The following is a 16,652-nucleotide window of genomic DNA, read 5'->3' as shown; positions in this document are numbered from 1 at the left end:
TAGTGCGATGAAGCGTAGCAAGACCAGCAAACAATGGATGCATGAGCATGTAAGTGATCCCTGGGTCAACAAGGCCCAGACCGATGGCTACCGTTCGCGCGCCGCTTACAAGCTCACCGAGATCGACGAGAAGGACCACCTGCTCAAGCGTGGCGAGGTCGTCGTCGAGTTGGGCGCAGCGCCAGGAAGCTGGACCCAGGTCATCGCGCGCCGTGTGCTGCCGGACGGTGCGGTGATCGCGCTGGACCTGCTACCCTTCGAGCCGATTGCCGGAGTCGATTTCATCCAGGGCGACTTCACCGAGGACTCGGTGCTCGCTGAACTGGAGGCGAAGCTCGCCGGTCGCAGCGTGGACCTTGTTTTATCGGACATGGCTCCCAATATATCCGGCATCGCGATCAGCGATCAGGGCAGGATGTACCAGCTTGCCGACATGGCGCTCGATTTTGCCGATCAGCACCTGAGGCCGGGGGGCAAGATGCTGATCAAGCTCTTTCAGGGGGCCGGTTTCGATCCCTACAAGAAAGCGATGCAGCAGCTGTTCAAGACGGTCGTTCCGCGCAAACCGGCCGCTTCGCGGGGGCGCAGTTCGGAACTCTATCTGTTGGGAATCGATCGCAGGTCAGGCGATTGATGTAACAAAATTGTTGCGTCGGGGGAACGGTCATAGAATCGTCGGGTCCACCCCCTGCGCCTCGTGGCCTGAAAAGGAAGTGCCTTGAACAATCTCTTCAAGAATCTCGCTATCTGGTTGGTGATCGGCGTCGTCCTGATGACCGTTTTCCAGCAGTTCAACAATCGCCAGTCGGCCCAGACCCAGATGGAGTACTCCCAGTTCATGGAGGAGGCCAAGCAGGGACGGATCGCCAAAGCGACGATAGAAGGGCGCACCGTTCATGCGACGACCCAGGACAACCGGCAGATTACGGTCTACACGCCAGGCTCCCAGGATCTGTGGATGGTCAGCGACCTGATGCGCGACGGCGTCAAGATCTCGGCCAAGCCCGAGGAAGAACAGTCGCTGTTGATGAGCATCTTCGTCTCCTGGTTCCCGATGCTGCTCTTGATCGGTGTCTGGATCTTCTTCATGCGCCAGATGCAGGGCGGGGGCAAGGGCGGCGCTTTCTCGTTCGGCAAGAGCCGGGCGCGGATGCTCGACGAGACCGCGAACTCGATCACGTTCGCCGATGTCGCCGGCTGCGAGGAAGCGAAAGAGGAAGTCTCCGAACTGGTCGATTTCCTGCGCGACCCGTCGAAGTTCCAGAAGCTCGGCGGTCGCATCCCTCGGGGCGTGCTGATGGTCGGCTCGCCGGGTACCGGCAAGACGCTGCTTGCGAAGGCGATCGCCGGCGAAGCGAAAGTGCCTTTCTTCACGATCTCGGGTTCGGACTTCGTCGAGATGTTCGTCGGTGTCGGCGCCGCGCGGGTTCGTGACATGTTCGAGAATGCGAAGAAGCAGGCGCCCTGCATCATCTTCATCGATGAAATCGATGCGGTCGGCCGCCAGCGCGGTGCGGGCCTCGGTGGTGGTAATGACGAGCGCGAACAGACGCTGAACCAGTTGCTGGTCGAGATGGACGGCTTTGAAGGTCAGTCCGGCGTCATCGTGATCGCTGCGACGAACCGTCCCGACGTGCTCGACCCGGCGCTGCTGCGCCCGGGCCGCTTCGACCGCCAGGTCGTCGTGCCTCTGCCCGACATCCGCGGCCGTGAGCAGATCATCCGAGTGCATATGCGCAAGGTGCCGGTCGCTCCCGACGTCGAACCGTCCATCCTCGCGCGCGGCACGCCCGGCATGTCCGGTGCGGATCTGGCGAACCTCGTCAACGAAGCGGCGCTGTTCGCCGCGCGCGCCAACAAGCGCCTCGTCGATATGGACGACTTCGAACGCGCGAAGGACAAGATCTTCATGGGGGCGGAACGCCGCTCGATGGTGATCACGCCCGAGGACAAGAAGAAGACCGCCTACCACGAGTCCGGTCACGCGATCATCGGTTCGCTGCTGCCTGGCTGCGATCCGGTCCACAAGGTCACCGTGATTCCGCGCGGCCGTGCGCTGGGGGTGACCTGGTCGCTGCCCGAGATGGACCGCTTCAGCCTGTACAAGGACCAGATGCTGGCCCAAATCAGCATGATGTTCGGCGGTCGGGTCGCCGAGGAGCTGTTCGTTGGTAACGTCTCGACCGGTGCTTCGAACGATTTCGAGCGGGCGACCGCTCTGGCCCGCGACATGGTGACCCGTTACGGCATGTCCGACGAGCTCGGACCGATGGTCTATGCGGAGAACGAAGGCGAGGTCTTCCTCGGCCGTTCGATTGCGACGCACAAGAACGTCTCGGAAGCGACGATGCAGAAGGTCGATATCGAAATCCGCCGCATCATCGACGAGCAGTACGCTCTGGCCAAGAAGCTGCTTCAGGAGAACAGCGACAAGGTCGAAGTGATGACCCAGGCCTTGCTCGAATGGGAAACGATAGACGCCGAGCAGATCGCCGACATCATGGCGGGCAGGACTCCGCGTCCGCCCAAGACCCTGTCCCAGGCGCCCAAGACCACGCCGGACGATCCCACCGGAACCGCGCCGAGCGCCGAAGCGACGGTCTGATCACCTTTTGACTCATTTTCGGGCCGGCTGATGCCGGCCTTCTCGCTTATGCAGACCCGGTATTTCGATTGCGGGCCTTACCGGCTCAGGCTCGATCGCCCTCTGGTGATGGCGATTATCAACACGACTCCCGATTCCTTTTCCGGCGATGGCGTCGCCGGATCGGTCGCGCTGGCCGTCGAGCGCGCGAAGGCGGCGATTGACGCCGGAGCGGACATCCTCGATGTCGGCGGCGAGTCGACGCGGCCCGGCTCCGCCGCGGTGGCGCTCGACGAGGAGTTGCGTCGCGTGATTCCGGTCGTCGAAGCGCTCGCGCCGCTCGGCCTGCCGATCTCGATCGACACCGTGAAGCCCGAAGTGATGGTCGCCTCGCTCGCGGCAGGAGCGAGCCTCGTCAACGATATCAATGCCTTGCGTGCGCCCGGCGCGCTGGAGGCGGTCGTGGCTTCGAACTGCGGTGTCTGCGTCATGCACATGCAGGGCGAGCCGAGAACGATGCAGGACGCCCCGGCCTACGGCGATGTCGTTGCGGATGTCGAAGCTTTCCTTGTCGAGCGGCGCGATACCCTGATCGGGGCCGGCGTCTCGCCTACGCGCATCCTGCTCGATCCAGGCTTTGGTTTCGGAAAGAGCCTCGCGCACAATATCGAACTCTTCGGCGCGCTGGAACGCCTCGCGAAGAGCGGCCCGCTGCTGGTCGGGGTCTGCCGCAAGCGGATGATCGGCGAGATCACGGGGTGCTCGCTCGGAGAGCGGGATTTGCCCAGCGTCGTCGCCGCGATCGCGGCGGTTGCGCGCGGCGCCGCTGTGCTGCGCGTGCACGACGCCGCGGCGCTGCGGGCCGGCCTGAAAATATGGGAAGCCCTGGCGCCAGGCGCTTTGAAATTCGAATAATGACAAGAGAGGGAATGCGGGTGACGAGAAAATATTTCGGGACCGATGGAGTTCGCGGCCGGGTCGGGGAAGCTCCGATCACGCCTGATTTCGTGCTCAAACTCGGCTATGCGGCCGGGCGCGTGCTCTGCGAAGGGCAGAGCGCGACGCGCGGCCATCAGCGCCCGACGGTTCTGATCGGCAAGGACACCCGGGTGTCCGGCTACATGCTCGAAGCTGCTCTCGAAGCGGGCTTCGCCGCGGCGGGCGTCGATGTGATGCTGGCCGGTCCGATTCCGACCCCGGCCGTCGCCTATCTGACCCGGGCTCTGCGCCTCGACGTCGGTGTCGTGATCTCGGCTTCGCACAATCCCTATTACGATAACGGGATCAAGTTCTTCTCGGGACGCGGCGAAAAGCTGCCCGATGAAGTCGAGCTCGCGATCGAGGCCGCGCTGGACGGCGAGATGGGCTGCGCCGAATCGGCGAATCTGGGGCGCGCGAGCCGGATCGACGATGCGGCCGGGCGCTATATCGAATTCTGCAAGAGCACTTTCCCTAACGAGTTCGACTTGCGGGGAATGAAGATCGCGCTCGACTGCGCGAACGGGGCCGCCTATCACATCGCGCCGCGTGTCTTTCACGAGCTCGGCGCCGAAGTGATCGCGATCGGACGCGAACCGAACGGCTTCAACATCAACGACAAGGTCGGCGCGACCGCACCCGCGGCGCTGTGCCAGTTCGTCATCGACAATTCGGCCGATCTGGGGATCGCGCTCGACGGAGACGGCGACCGGCTGATGATGGTCGATGCGGCGGGCGAGCTTTACGACGGCGACAAGCTGCTCTATGTGATCGCGCGCGGCCAGAAGGCTCAGGGCAGACTTGCCGGTGTCGTCGGCACGCTGATGAGCAACCTCGGTTTCCAACGCGCGATCGAAGCGCTGGGTGCGCCCTTTGTCCGCGCCAAAGTGGGCGACCGCTATGTGCTCGAAACGCTGATCGAGAAGGGCTGGAAACTCGGCGGCGAGAACTCCGGCCACATCATCTGCCTGGATCGGCATTCGACCGGCGACGGCATCATCTCGGCGCTGCAGGTGCTCGCCGCGCTGCGCGAGCAGAAAAAGACGCTCAAGGAGGCTTGCGCCGATCTGGAGTTCTACCCGCAAAAGCTCGTCAATGTCCGGATGGCGAGCCGCTGCGACTGGCAGTCGAACGCAAAGGTCACGGCTGCGATCGGACAAGCTGAAGCGGAACTCGGTGAGCTGGGGCGCGTGTTGATCCGTGCGTCGGGCACCGAGCCCCTGCTGCGCGTGATGGTCGAAGGGCGCGAAGCCGCGCGGGTCGAGGCGCTCGCCGACGCGATTGCCGCGGTGGTCCGGGCCGAATTCTGCTGAGTGGGGAGGGGCGGCGTTAAGAATTTGCGACATGTCACGCGGCTGTAACATCGCCCTCCTAAAGTGCAGCGATCAACCCGTCAGTGAGGACAACATGAAGTTCCGCATCGCTTACGCAGCCCCCCTCGCAGCACTGATTCTCGCCTCCGTTCCGACCCAGGCCGCCGAACTGGTCGGCGCAGGTGCTTCCTTCCCCGCCCCGATCTACGCGAAGTGGGCGGATGCCTACCAGAAGGCGACCGGCAACAAGGTCAACTACCAGGCGATCGGCTCTTCGGGTGGTCTGAAGCAGATCCGGGCGAAGACCGTCGATTTCGGTGCTTCCGACATGCCGCTGAAGCCCGAAGAACTCGCCAAGGACGGTCTGGTCCAGTTCCCGACCGTGATCGGCGGCGTCGTGCCGGTCGTCAACCTGCAAGGCGTCAAGCCCGGCCAGCTGAAGCTGACCGGCGCAGTGCTGGCCGACATCTACCTCGGCAAGGTGCGCAAGTGGAATGACCCGCTGATCGCGAAGCTGAACGCCGGAGTCGCGCTGCCCGACCAGCAGATCGCCGTTGTGCGTCGCGCCGATGGTTCGGGCACCAGCTTCATCTTCACGAACTATCTGTCCAAGGTCAGCAGCGACTGGCAGCACAAGATCGGCGAAGGCACGGTCGTGCAGTGGCCCACCGGCACCGGCGGCAAGGGCAATGAAGGCGTTTCGGCTTTTGTTCAGCAGCTGCCGGGTTCGATCGGCTATGTTGAATACGCCTATGCGAAGCAGAACAAGCTGATCTACACGCAGCTGCAGAACGCGGCTGGTCACTTCGTCGAACCCGACGACTCGACTTTCCAGGCTGCCGCCGCGACGGCTGACTGGCAGAAGAGCGCCTTCTACCAGATCCTGACCAACCAGTCGGGCAAGAATGCATGGCCGATCACCGGCGCGACCTTCGTGCTCTTCCACACCCGTCAGGACAAGCCGGCTCAGGCCGCCGAAGCGCTCAAGTTCTTCGAGTGGTCGTACAAGAACGGTGGCAAGATGGCGGCGGCTCTCGACTATGTCGCTCTGCCTGAATCGCTGATCAAGCTGATCCACGCTTCGTGGGCCGGCATCAAGGACGGCGCGGGCAAGCCCGTCATCACCGTCAAGTAATATCAGGCTGTCTGTTTCACCACGCGACGCGCAAGGTTCCCCTTCGCGTCGCGTGCTTATGGAGAGGGGAAACGTGAGTATTGACGCATTGCCGATGAAAGGCGCCAGTCGGACGGGCGCGAAACGCAGTGGGGGCGGCTGCCTGGGGGACTTCCTGTTCTTCAACCTGACCCGCTGTGCCGCCATCCTGGTCCTGGTGGCCCTGGCCGGCATCATGGTTTCGTTGCTCATCGGCGCCTGGCCGGCGATCCGCGAGTTCGGCGTCATCGGATTTCTGAAGAGCAGTGACTGGAACCCGCCGATGGCGAAGTTCGGTGCGCTGATCCCGATGTACGGCACGCTGGTCACTTCGCTGATCGCGCTGGTGATCGCGGTTCCGGTCAGCTTCGGCATCGCGCTCTTTCTGACCGAGCTCTCCCCGCGCTGGCTGCGCCGGCCCTTGGGCATCGCGATCGAGCTGCTGGCCGGCATCCCGAGCATCGTCTACGGCATGTGGGGACTTCTGGTGTTCGCGCCGCTCTTTTCGAAGTATGCCCAGCCGCTGATCGCGGCGGTTTTTGGCAAGATTCCGGTGCTCGGTGCTCTGGTTGACGGCCCGCACTACGGCATCGGCCTGCTGACGGCCGGCATCATCCTTGCGATCATGATCATCCCCTTCATCACTTCGGTGATGCGCGACGTGTTCGAAGTGACTCCGGCCCTGCTCAAGGAGTCGGCCTACGGGCTCGGTGCGACGACCTGGGAAGTCGTCTGGCAGGTCGTGCTGCCCTACACGCGGGTCGGCGTCGTCGGCGGCATCATGCTGGGCCTGGGGCGCGCGCTCGGCGAGACGATGGCCGTCACCTTCGTGATCGGCAATACGAATTCGCTCGAAGGCATCTCGCTCTTCCTGCCCGGCAACAGCATCACCTCGGCTCTGGCCAACGAGTTCGCCGAAGCCGAACCGGGGCTGCACACGGCCTCGCTGATCTATCTGGGCCTGGTCCTGTTCGCGATCACGCTGGTGGTCCTGACCGTATCCAAGGTCCTGCTGCTGCGAGTCGATCGCAAGCAGGGCGCGCACTGAGGTTTACCGCATGACGCTTCATCAACAGAGAAAATGGATCAACCGGATAGCGCTGATGCTGTCCATGCTGGCGATGGCCTTCGGTCTGATCTGGCTGGTCTGGATCCTGGTCACGGTCCTGGGGCGCGGGGCTGCCGCGCTGTCGCCGACTCTCTTCACCGAGATGACGCCGCCTCCGGGGTCTTCCGGCGGGCTTGCGAACGCGATCGTCGGCAGCGGCCTGATGGTCGGGCTCGCGACGCTGATCGGCACTCCGGCGGGCATTCTGACCGGGGTCTTCCTGGCCGAATACGGCATGCGCAGCCGCCTCGCCTCGGTGACCCGCTTCATCAACGATCTGCTGCTGTCCGCGCCGTCGATCGTGATCGGCCTCTTCATGTACGCGATCTACGTCGCGCGCGTCGGCTCGTTCTCGGGCTGGGCGGGCGTGCTGGCGCTGGCCCTGATCGTGATCCCGGTCGTCGTCCGCACTACCGAGAACATGCTGCAGCTGGTTCCGAACTCGCTGCGCGAAGCTGCTTTCGCGCTGGGCGCGCCGAAGTGGCGGGTCATCATGGCTGTCTCGGTGCGTGCCTCGAAGTCAGGCATCATCACCGGAGTGTTGCTCGCAATCGCCCGGATCGCCGGCGAGACGGCTCCGCTTCTCTTCACAGCGCTGTCGAACCAGTTCTGGAGCCTCGATCTCAACAAGCCGATGGCCAACCTTCCGGTCACGATCTTCAAGTTCGCGATGAGTCCCTTCCCCGACTGGCAGAAGCTGGCCTGGGCGGGCGTCTTCCTCATCACCCTTGGTGTGCTAATCATCAATATCATCGCCCGCACCATGCTGGCGCGTCGCGTCGATCAATGAGCAGAACAATGACTACGTCTCAGGACAAGAACCTCAAGGCCCAGATCCAGGTCAGGAACTTCAACTTCTATTACGGCGCGACCCAGGCGATCAAGAACGTCCATCTGGACATCTACGACCGCAAGGTCACCGCCTTCATCGGTCCTTCCGGCTGTGGCAAATCGACGCTGTTGCGGGCGCTGAACCGGATGTACGAGCTCTATCCGAACCAGCGCGCCGAAGGCGAGATCCTGCTCGACGGGCAGAACATTCTGAACCGCGACACCGATCTGAACCGGCTGCGCGCGCGCGTCGGCATGGTCTTCCAGAAACCGACGCCTTTCCCGATGTCGATCTACGAGAACATCGCGTTCGGCGTCAGGATGCATGAGCGCCTTTCGCGGGCCGAGATGGACGAGCGGATCCAGTGGGCGCTGACCCGGGCTGCGCTGTGGGATGAAGTCAAAGACAAGCTCGACACCAGCGGTCTGGGCCTGTCGGGTGGTCAGCAACAGAGGCTTTGCATTGCGCGCGGAATCGCGGTCAAGCCCGAAGTGCTGCTGCTCGACGAGCCGACTTCGGCTCTGGACCCGATCTCGACAGCGAAGATCGAAGAGCTGATCAGCGAGCTGCGCGAAGAGTTCACGATCGCGATCGTGACCCACAACATGCAGCAGGCTGCGCGCGTCTCCGACTTCACCGCCTATATGTACCTGGGCGAGATGATCGAGTTTGGCGTGACCGACCAGATCTTCCTGAGCCCGCAGAAGAAGCAGACCGAGGACTACATCACCGGCCGTTTCGGCTGAGCGCTCCGCCGGCAAGACATGCCTCCCCGTCCGCAAGGGAAGGGCCGATCCAGTGGATCGGCCCTTTTTTTCAGGTTTTGGGGGCTTCTCGCTTGACACGTCCCCGGGAGTCGCGTAAATTCCATCTCCCTGCTGCTGACGCGGTAACAAATCAGCGACAGGGGTTGAACGGTTTGCCGGTTTTCGGTTTTGTTGAAACCTTCGGGTTTGCGAAATTGAAAACGAATTAAAAAAACAAAACGTTTGACAGAGTGGTTCGGTTCTGACAGAATCTCACCTCTCGCTGCAACGCAAACAACGTTTCGCTGCAGCAGCGCCGAAAGGCAACGATCTTTAAAAATTTGAACAATCGATAAGTGTGGGTGCTCAGGTGATGCGAATTGCAGCTTGTCTGCAATGTAGCAAAAATATTGAGTGCCAACCAAGTCAGCAATGATGAGTTTGGCTATTTGGATTGAACTTAAGAGTTTGATCCTGGCTCAGATTGAACGCTGGCGGCATGCCTTACACATGCAAGTCGAACGGATTCAAGGAGCTTGCTCCTTGAGTTAGTGGCGAACGGGTGAGTAATGCATCGGAACGTGCCCAGTCGTGGGGGATAACGTAGCGAAAGTTACGCTAATACCGCATACGTCCTGAGGGAGAAAGCGGGGGACCGAAAGGCCTCGCGCGATTGGAGCGGCCGATGTCAGATTAGCTAGTTGGTGAGGTAAAAGCTCACCAAGGCGACGATCTGTAGCTGGTCTGAGAGGATGATCAGCCACACTGGGACTGAGACACGGCCCAGACTCCTACGGGAGGCAGCAGTGGGGAATTTTGGACAATGGGGGCAACCCTGATCCAGCCATGCCGCGTGAGTGAAGAAGGCCTTCGGGTTGTAAAGCTCTTTCGGACAGAAAGAAATCGGACGGGTAAATAATCCGTCTGGATGACGGTACTGTAAGAAGAAGCACCGGCTAACTACGTGCCAGCAGCCGCGGTAATACGTAGGGTGCGAGCGTTAATCGGAATTACTGGGCGTAAAGCGTGCGCAGGCGGTTTTGTAAGACAGCTGTGAAATCCCCGGGCTCAACCTGGGAACTGCGGTTGTGACTGCAAGACTTGAGTACGGCAGAGGGGGGTGGAATTCCTGGTGTAGCAGTGAAATGCGTAGATATCAGGAGGAACACCGATGGCGAAGGCAGCCCCCTGGGCCTGTACTGACGCTCATGCACGAAAGCGTGGGGAGCAAACAGGATTAGATACCCTGGTAGTCCACGCCCTAAACGATGTCGACTAGTTGTTCGGAGGGTAAAACCTTTGAGTAACGTAGCTAACGCGTGAAGTCGACCGCCTGGGGAGTACGGCCGCAAGGTTAAAACTCAAAGGAATTGACGGGGACCCGCACAAGCGGTGGATGATGTGGATTAATTCGATGCAACGCGAAAAACCTTACCTACCCTTGACATGTCAGGAACTTTCCAGAGATGGATTGGTGCCCGAAAGGGAGCCTGAACACAGGTGCTGCATGGCTGTCGTCAGCTCGTGTCGTGAGATGTTGGGTTAAGTCCCGCAACGAGCGCAACCCTTGTCATTAGTTGCTACGCAAGAGCACTCTAATGAGACTGCCGGTGACAAACCGGAGGAAGGTGGGGATGACGTCAAGTCCTCATGGCCCTTATGGGTAGGGCTTCACACGTCATACAATGGTCGGTACAGAGGGTTGCCAAGCCGCGAGGTGGAGCCAATCTCAGAAAGCCGATCGTAGTCCGGATCGTAGTCTGCAACTCGACTGCGTGAAGTCGGAATCGCTAGTAATCGCGGATCAGCATGCCGCGGTGAATACGTTCCCGGGTCTTGTACACACCGCCCGTCACACCATGGGAGTGGGTTTCACCAGAAGCAGGTAGCCTAACCGCAAGGGGGGCGCCTACCACGGTGGGATTCATGACTGGGGTGAAGTCGTAACAAGGTAGCCGTACCGGAAGGTGCGGCTGGATCACCTCCTTTCTAGAGCAAAGCAGAGCTTGAGCTCCCACAACTTATCGGTTGTTCATTAAAAGCGAGAAGCTACATGGGTCTGTAGCTCAGCCGGTTAGAGCATCGTCTTGATAAGGCGGGGGTCGTTGGTTCGAATCCAACCAGACCCACCAGTGAAAACTGGTGTGGCAGTGACACGGAAAGGGGCTGTAGCTCAGTTGGGAGAGCGCCTGCTTTGCAAGCAGGATGTCGTCGGTTCGATCCCGTCCAGCTCCACCAAGAATGTGTTTCTCGCGAAACAGAACTAGAAGCGTCGTGAATGAAGAGTGAGCACTCCTCATCCATGACTCCTCTGGAGTCCTGTTCTTTAAAAATCTGGAAGGCATGAAATCAAAACAACGCTGTGTGTTGTTTTGAATGAGGTTGTGATTGCATCGACGAATTCATCCTATTGAACCAGCGATGAAGACGTCAGACATTAAATGCTGAGTTGCACCTGTGACTTTCCTTGGGAAACCAAGGGTTCAAGGTTATAGGATCAAGCGACTAAGTGCATGTGGTGGATGCCTTGGCGATTACAGGCGATGAAGGACGTTGTAGCCTGCGAAAAGCTCCGGGGAGCTGGCAAACAAGCTTTGATCCGGAGATGTCCGAATGGGGAAACCCACTCCGCAAGGAGTATCCCGCACTGAATACATAGGTGCGCGGAGGCGAACGCAGCGAACTGAAACATCTAAGTAGCTGCAGGAAAAGAAATCAACCGAGATTCCCATAGTAGTGGCGAGCGAATTGGGATGAGCCTGTGCGTGATAATCGAAGTGTTAGTGGAACGGTCTGGAAAGTCCGGCAATAAAGGGTGATAGCCCCGTACGCGAAAACACATCGATGGTACTAAGCGCACGACAAGTAGGGCGGGGCACGAGAAACCTTGTCTGAATATGGGGGGACCATCCTCCAAGGCTAAATACTCGTAATCGACCGATAGTGAACAAGTACCGTGAGGGAAAGGCGAAAAGAACCCCGGGAGGGGAGTGAAATAGATCCTGAAACCGCATGCATACAAACAGTGGGAGCCTCCTTGTGGGGTGACTGCGTACCTTTTGTATAATGGGTCAGCGACTTACGTTCTGTAGCAAGCTTAACCGAATAGGGGAGGCGTAGCGAAAGCGAGTCTGAATAGGGCGACATAGTTGCAGGGCGTAGACCCGAAACCGGATGATCTATCCATGGCCAGGATGAAGGTTGGGTAACACCAGCTGGAGGTCCGAACCCACTAATGTTGAAAAATTAGGGGATGAGCTGTGGATAGGGGTGAAAGGCTAAACAAATCCGGAGATAGCTGGTTCTCCCCGAAAGCTATTTAGGTAGCGCCTCATGTATCACTCTCGGGGGTAGAGCACTGTAATCGTTGAGGGGGTCATTGCGACCTACCTCGCGATAGCAAACTCCGAATACCGAGAAGTGCGAGCATGGGAGACAGACCTGGGGTGCTAACGTCCTGGGTCAAGAGGGAAACAACCCAGACCGCCAGCTAAGGCCCCAAATGCGTGGCTAAGTGGAAAACGAAGTGGGAAGGCATAGACAGCTAGGAGGTTGGCTTAGAAGCAGCCACCCTTTAAAGAAAGCGTAATAGCTCACTAGTCGAGTCGTCCTGCGCGGAAGATGTAACGGGGCTCAAGCCACGAGCCGAAGCTGCGGATGTGTCTATGACACATGGTAGGGGAGCGTTCTGTAAGTCTGCGAAGGTGGATCGAGAGGTCTGCTGGAGATATCAGAAGTGCGAATGCTGACATGAGTAGCGATAAAACGGGTGAAAAGCCCGTTCGCCGAAAGCCCAAGGTTTCCTACGCAACGTTCATCGGCGTAGGGTGAGTCGGCCCCTAAGGCGAGGCAGAAATGCGTAGTCGATGGGAAACAGGTCAATATTCCTGTACCGCTCTTTAATGCGATGGGGGGACGGAGAAGGTTAGGTCAGCCGGGTGTTGGATGTCCCGGTTCAAGCCTGTAGGCGTGCTGCGTAGGCAAATCCGCGCGGCTTAGCTGAGGGGTGATAACGAGCGAACTTGTTCGCGAAGTGGCTAATACCAAGCTCCCAGGAAAAGCCTCTAAGCTTCAGTTAAAGAGTGACCGTACCGCAAACCGACACAGGTGGGCAGGTTGAAAATACCAAGGCGCTTGAGAGAACTCAGGAGAAGGAACTCGGCAAATTTATACCGTAACTTCGGGAGAAGGTATGCCTCATTAGCTTGTAGGAGAACATCCGAAGGGCGAAGAGGCCGCAGAGAATCGGTGGCTGCGACTGTTTAATAAAAACACAGCACTCTGCAAACACGAAAGTGGACGTATAGGGTGTGACGCCTGCCCGGTGCCGGAAGGTTAAGTGATGGGGTGCAAGCTCTTGATCGAAGCCCCGGTAAACGGCGGCCGTAACTATAACGGTCCTAAGGTAGCGAAATTCCTTGTCGGGTAAGTTCCGACCTGCACGAATGGCGTAACGATGGCCACACTGTCTCCTCCTGAGACTCAGCGAAGTTGAAATGTTTGTGAAGATGCAATCTCCCCGCGGCTAGACGGAAAGACCCCATGAACCTTTACTGTAGCTTTGCATTGGACTTTGACGGGACCTGTGTAGGATAGGTGGGAGGCTTTGAGACCAGGACGCTAGTTCTGGAGGAGCCGTCCTTGAAATACCACCCTGGTGTCGTTGAGGTTCTAACCTTGGTCTGTGAATCCAGATCGGGGACCGTGCATGGTAGGCAGTTTGACTGGGGCGGTCTCCTCCCAAAGAGTAACGGAGGAGTACGAAGGTCTCCTAGGTACGGTCGGAAATCGTACTGATAGTGCAATGGCAAAAGGAGGCTTGACTGCGAGACCCACAAGTCGAGCAGGTGCGAAAGCAGGTCATAGTGATCCGGTGGTTCTGTATGGAAGGGCCATCGCTCAACGGATAAAAGGTACTCTGGGGATAACAGGCTGATTCCGCCCAAGAGTTCACATCGACGGCGGAGTTTGGCACCTCGATGTCGGCTCATCACATCCTGGGGCTGTAGCCGGTCCCAAGGGTATGGCTGTTCGCCATTTAAAGTGGTACGTGAGCTGGGTTTAAAACGTCGTGAGACAGTTTGGTCCCTATCTGCCGTGGGCGCTGGAAGTTTGAGGGGGCCTGCTCCTAGTACGAGAGGACCGGAGTGGACGGATCTCTGGTGTACCGGTTGTCACGCCAGTGGCATTGCCGGGTAGCTAAATCCGGAAGAGATAACCGCTGAAAGCATCTAAGCGGGAAACTCGCCTCAAGATGAGACTTCCCTCGGGACTTGATCCCGCTAAAGGGTCGTGGAAGACCACCACGTTGATAGGCTGGGTGTGGAAGCGCAGTAATGCGTTAAGCTAACCAGTACTAATTGCCCGTGCGGCTTGATCCTATAACCTTGAGTAATCAAGGTGCGACGCAAGCTTTAATGTGCGACAATCGCAACCTAATTCATGCCTTTCCAGTTTCAGCCTGACGCCCATAGCGCTTTGGTCCCACTCCTTCCCATCCCGAACAGGACAGTGAAACGAAGCCGCGCCGATGATATTGCGCTTCTTGCGTGAGAAAGTAGGTCAGCGTCAGGCTACCCATTCCAACACCCCCTCGCCTCAACAGGCGCAGGGGGTGTTCTCGTTTCCGCTCCGAATTTCCCACCTCTAAAGCCTCGCCGCGGATTCCGCGGATCAACGCGGATTTTTCAGAACAAAACCGGGCGACCTGGAATGCGGGCAGATGTCTGCGCTCTGAAATCCCTGGCCTGATCCGCGCCTGTCCGCGTGATCCGCGGCCATCCAAACGACATATTGTGTACGGTTTGTCCGCAGGGAAATCCTGCCTGTGCCGCCAGAAAGCGGGCGCATAAGCAATGATATTTATGTATCGCTGCGGGCAACATTTGAGACATAATATGTAACTGTTTATTTGTAGAATTCAGGGTCATGTTGGCTGATTTTTCCTTGCACGAATGGTCTGCCTGGGCTCCCGGGCTGGAATCCGTCGCCGCCTGGAAATCCTGGTCAGCGCACCCCTTCTCTATTCCTTGCGACGGAGAGCCCGCTCTGCCGGGCGTGCCGCCCATGCTCAGGCGCCGCGCCGACCGCTTCGGTCGGATGGCGCTGCGCGTCGCCTGCGATGTGCTGGGAGCTGCGCGGGGTGTTCCGGTCGTCTTCGTATCCCGTCACGGTTCACTGGGTCGCTCGGCGGCTCTGCTCGGCGACCTGGCCGCCGCAGTCCCCCTTTCCCCTGCGTCCTTTGCGAGTTCGGTGCACAACGCCAGCACCGGTCTGCTCGGGATCGCGCGCGCCGACACCGCGCCCTGCGCAGCGCTGGCCGCGGGGGATGCGCGCATCGCGGCGATGCTCGCCGAAGTCATCGCCTTCCTGTCCGATGGTCATCCGCGCGTGCTCGGTGTGCTCTGCGATGAGCCGCCTCCCGAGCTCTATCAGCGCTACATCGCGACCGACGAGCCGCCTCTGGCCTGGGCCGGGATGTTCGGTGCCCCCTCTGCCGAGGGTGAGAACATGAGTTTTTCGGCCGGAGCCGCGGAGCTCGCGCCGGGCAATCCCTCTCTCGCCTGGATCAAGTGGCTGCTCTCGGAGGATGCCGAGTTTGGATGCCCGGGCACGGGCGCGGTTTCGGGCTGGAAGGTTCAACGCCGTGCCTGATTTTTGCGAGCGTCTTTGGCGCATCTGCGCCACGGGTTTCTGTTTTGCCGTCTTCGGAACGGGCGGGCTGATCCTGCGCTTCGCGATCTTTCCCGCGGTGGGCCTCGTCGTGCGCGATCGCGCAAAGCGGGCGCGGTGCTCGCGCGCGATCCTCAGCGCGAGCTTCCGCGCTTTCGTCGGTCTGATGCATCTGTGCCGCGTCTTCACCTACGAAGTGCGCAACGGCGAGCGTTTGCGGCGCTCAGGCCTGCTGATCGTCTGCAACCACCCCTCGCTGATCGATGTCGTCTTCCTGATCTCGCTGGTGCGCAATGCCGATTGCGTGGTCAAATCCTCTCTGTTGAGCAATCCCTTCACGCGCGGCCCCATCCTTGCGACGGGTTTCGTCAGCAACAGCACCGGGCCCGAAACCGTGGACGCCTGCGTCGCATCGCTGCGCGCGGGCAGCAATCTGATCATTTTCCCCGAGGGAACCCGCAGCGTACCGGGCCAGCCGCTCAACTTTCAGCGCGGTGCGGCGAACATCGCGGTGCGGGGAGGCCGAGCCATCACGCCCGTGTCGATACGCTGCGCTCCGCCGATGCTGACCAAAGGGGAAAAATGGTATCGCGTGCCGCGCAAGCGCCCGCATTTTGTCTTTGAAATCAGTGATGACATCGCTGCCGCGGATTATCTGCGCGGCGATGTTCCCCCCTCTCTGGCCGCGCGCCAGATGAACCGTGACCTTGAATTGCACTTTTCGCAGGAGTTGTCCGTCAATGGATGAGCTGTACACCGAAATCAAGCAGATGATCATCTCCAGTCTGGCGCTGGAGGACATCAGCGCCGAGGACATCGAAACCGATGCGCCTCTGTTCGGCGAGGGGCTTGGCCTCGATTCGATCGATGCGCTCGAACTGGGCGTCGCGCTGCAGCGTCAGTATGGCATCACGCTGGCCTCGGATTCGGCCGACACGAAGCGCCACTTCGCGAGCGTCAAGGCCCTGGCCGAACTCGTCGAGGCTCATCGGGCCGCGAAGGAGGGCGAGTGATGACGCACGACGAGATCTACGCCTGGGTCGTCAAGGTTCTGCACGAGAGCTTTGAGATCGATCCGGCCGCGGCGACCCCCGACGCGAACCTGTACACGGATCTGGATATCGACAGCATCGATGCCGTCGATTTGATGCTGCGCACCCGGGAGTTGACCGGCAAGCGTGTTTCACCGGAAGTCTTCAAATCGGTTCGTACCGTGCAGGATGTCGTAAATGCCCTGCACGATGTGATGACGCAAGCGGACTGAAG

12 protein-coding genes, 2 tRNA genes and 3 rRNA genes are annotated in these 16,652 nt (G+C 59.8%); all 17 read left to right on the top strand.

What is annotated here, in order from left to right; all coding sequences use genetic code 11:
• The first annotated feature begins 7 nt into the window (after nt 1–7).
• The 17 genes from ACHFB9_RS11420 to ACHFB9_RS11340 all read left to right on the top strand — a co-directional run bounded on the left by ACHFB9_RS11420 (nt 8) and on the right by ACHFB9_RS11340 (nt 16,650).
• Nucleotides 8–634: an RlmE family RNA methyltransferase gene (locus tag ACHFB9_RS11420; protein WP_417067240.1), complete on the top strand. Its 627-nt coding sequence runs from the start codon at nt 8–10 to the stop codon at nt 632–634.
• Nucleotides 635–718: 84 nt separating this feature from the next.
• On the top strand, nt 719–2,605 hold the full coding sequence (gene ftsH / locus ACHFB9_RS11415; RefSeq protein ID WP_417067238.1) for an ATP-dependent zinc metalloprotease FtsH: 1,887 nt from the start codon (nt 719–721) through the stop codon (nt 2,603–2,605).
• 30 nt (nt 2,606–2,635) lie between these two features.
• Entirely contained in the window at nt 2,636–3,499 is an 864-nt protein-coding gene (gene folP, locus ACHFB9_RS11410; protein WP_417067237.1) for a dihydropteroate synthase, read from the top strand.
• Nucleotides 3,500–3,519: 20 nt separating this feature from the next.
• The gene (glmM, locus tag ACHFB9_RS11405; protein WP_417067236.1) at nt 3,520–4,875 is read left to right on the top strand and encodes a phosphoglucosamine mutase; all 1,356 of its coding nucleotides are present in this window, start codon (nt 3,520–3,522) and stop codon (nt 4,873–4,875) included.
• Nucleotides 4,876–4,969: 94 nt separating this feature from the next.
• A complete protein-coding gene (pstS, locus tag ACHFB9_RS11400; RefSeq protein WP_417067235.1) occupies nt 4,970–6,010 on the top strand; it encodes a phosphate ABC transporter substrate-binding protein PstS in 1,041 nt (346 codons plus the stop codon).
• A 73-nt stretch (nt 6,011–6,083) separates the two neighbouring features.
• On the top strand, nt 6,084–7,076 hold the full coding sequence (pstC, locus tag ACHFB9_RS11395) for a phosphate ABC transporter permease PstC (protein ID WP_417067234.1): 993 nt from the start codon (nt 6,084–6,086) through the stop codon (nt 7,074–7,076).
• Between the two features lie 10 nt (nt 7,077–7,086).
• The gene (gene pstA, locus ACHFB9_RS11390; protein ID WP_417067233.1) at nt 7,087–7,926 is read left to right on the top strand and encodes a phosphate ABC transporter permease PstA; all 840 of its coding nucleotides are present in this window, start codon (nt 7,087–7,089) and stop codon (nt 7,924–7,926) included.
• Nucleotides 7,927–7,934: 8 nt separating this feature from the next.
• Complete coding sequence (gene pstB / locus ACHFB9_RS11385) at nt 7,935–8,714, top strand: phosphate ABC transporter ATP-binding protein PstB (RefSeq protein WP_417067231.1); 780 nt, start codon at nt 7,935–7,937, stop codon at nt 8,712–8,714.
• Nucleotides 8,715–9,170: 456 nt separating this feature from the next.
• A 16S ribosomal RNA gene (locus ACHFB9_RS11380) occupies nt 9,171–10,703 on the top strand.
• Nucleotides 10,704–10,769: 66 nt separating this feature from the next.
• Nucleotides 10,770–10,846: transfer RNA gene (locus tag ACHFB9_RS11375), tRNA-Ile, on the top strand.
• A gap of 30 nt (nt 10,847–10,876) precedes the next feature.
• Nucleotides 10,877–10,952, top strand: a tRNA-Ala gene (locus ACHFB9_RS11370).
• Nucleotides 10,953–11,209: 257 nt separating this feature from the next.
• Nucleotides 11,210–14,095, top strand: a 23S ribosomal RNA gene (locus tag ACHFB9_RS11365).
• Nucleotides 14,096–14,174: 79 nt separating this feature from the next.
• Nucleotides 14,175–14,288, top strand: a 5S ribosomal RNA gene (rrf, locus tag ACHFB9_RS11360).
• The 16S, 23S and 5S rRNA genes sit together here with 2 tRNA genes alongside, the layout of an rRNA operon.
• A gap of 354 nt (nt 14,289–14,642) precedes the next feature.
• Complete coding sequence (locus tag ACHFB9_RS11355) at nt 14,643–15,368, top strand: beta-ketoacyl synthase chain length factor (RefSeq protein ID WP_417067230.1); 726 nt, start codon at nt 14,643–14,645, stop codon at nt 15,366–15,368.
• Nucleotides 15,361–16,134, top strand: coding sequence for a lysophospholipid acyltransferase family protein (locus tag ACHFB9_RS11350; protein ID WP_417067229.1), 774 nt, complete (start codon nt 15,361–15,363; stop codon nt 16,132–16,134). Before ACHFB9_RS11355 ends, ACHFB9_RS11350 begins: the two co-directional genes overlap by 8 nt.
• Entirely contained in the window at nt 16,127–16,399 is a 273-nt protein-coding gene (locus ACHFB9_RS11345) for a phosphopantetheine-binding protein (RefSeq protein ID WP_417067228.1), read from the top strand. The genes ACHFB9_RS11350 and ACHFB9_RS11345 overlap by 8 nt, the downstream gene beginning before the upstream one ends.
• Nucleotides 16,399–16,650: an acyl carrier protein gene (locus ACHFB9_RS11340; protein ID WP_417067227.1), complete on the top strand. Its 252-nt coding sequence runs from the start codon at nt 16,399–16,401 to the stop codon at nt 16,648–16,650. The genes ACHFB9_RS11345 and ACHFB9_RS11340 overlap by 1 nt, the downstream gene beginning before the upstream one ends.
• Nucleotides 16,651–16,652: the final 2 nt, after the last annotated feature.

Origin of the sequence: Niveibacterium terrae, assembly GCF_048213115.1 — a bacterium.
In the GTDB taxonomy this organism is placed as follows: domain Bacteria; phylum Pseudomonadota; class Gammaproteobacteria; order Burkholderiales; family Rhodocyclaceae; genus Niveibacterium; species Niveibacterium terrae.
This window is presented reverse-complemented; position numbering and strand designations above follow the sequence as displayed.

What these genes read in the sequence shown, in the direction of transcription:
- folP (WP_417067237.1), top strand. Translation starts at nt 2,636, where the DNA reads ATGCCGGCCTTCTCGCTTATGCAGACCCGGTATTTCGATTGCGGGCCT.
- pstA (WP_417067233.1), top strand. Translation starts at nt 7,087, where the DNA reads ATGACGCTTCATCAACAGAGAAAATGGATCAACCGGATAGCGCTGATG.
- pstB (WP_417067231.1), top strand. Translation starts at nt 7,935, where the DNA reads ATGACTACGTCTCAGGACAAGAACCTCAAGGCCCAGATCCAGGTCAGG.
- ACHFB9_RS11420 (WP_417067240.1), top strand. Translation starts at nt 8, where the DNA reads ATGAAGCGTAGCAAGACCAGCAAACAATGGATGCATGAGCATGTAAGT.
- ACHFB9_RS11340 (WP_417067227.1), top strand. Translation starts at nt 16,399, where the DNA reads ATGACGCACGACGAGATCTACGCCTGGGTCGTCAAGGTTCTGCACGAG.
- pstS (WP_417067235.1), top strand. Translation starts at nt 4,970, where the DNA reads ATGAAGTTCCGCATCGCTTACGCAGCCCCCCTCGCAGCACTGATTCTC.
- ACHFB9_RS11355 (WP_417067230.1), top strand. Translation starts at nt 14,643, where the DNA reads ATGTTGGCTGATTTTTCCTTGCACGAATGGTCTGCCTGGGCTCCCGGG.
- ACHFB9_RS11345 (WP_417067228.1), top strand. Translation starts at nt 16,127, where the DNA reads ATGGATGAGCTGTACACCGAAATCAAGCAGATGATCATCTCCAGTCTG.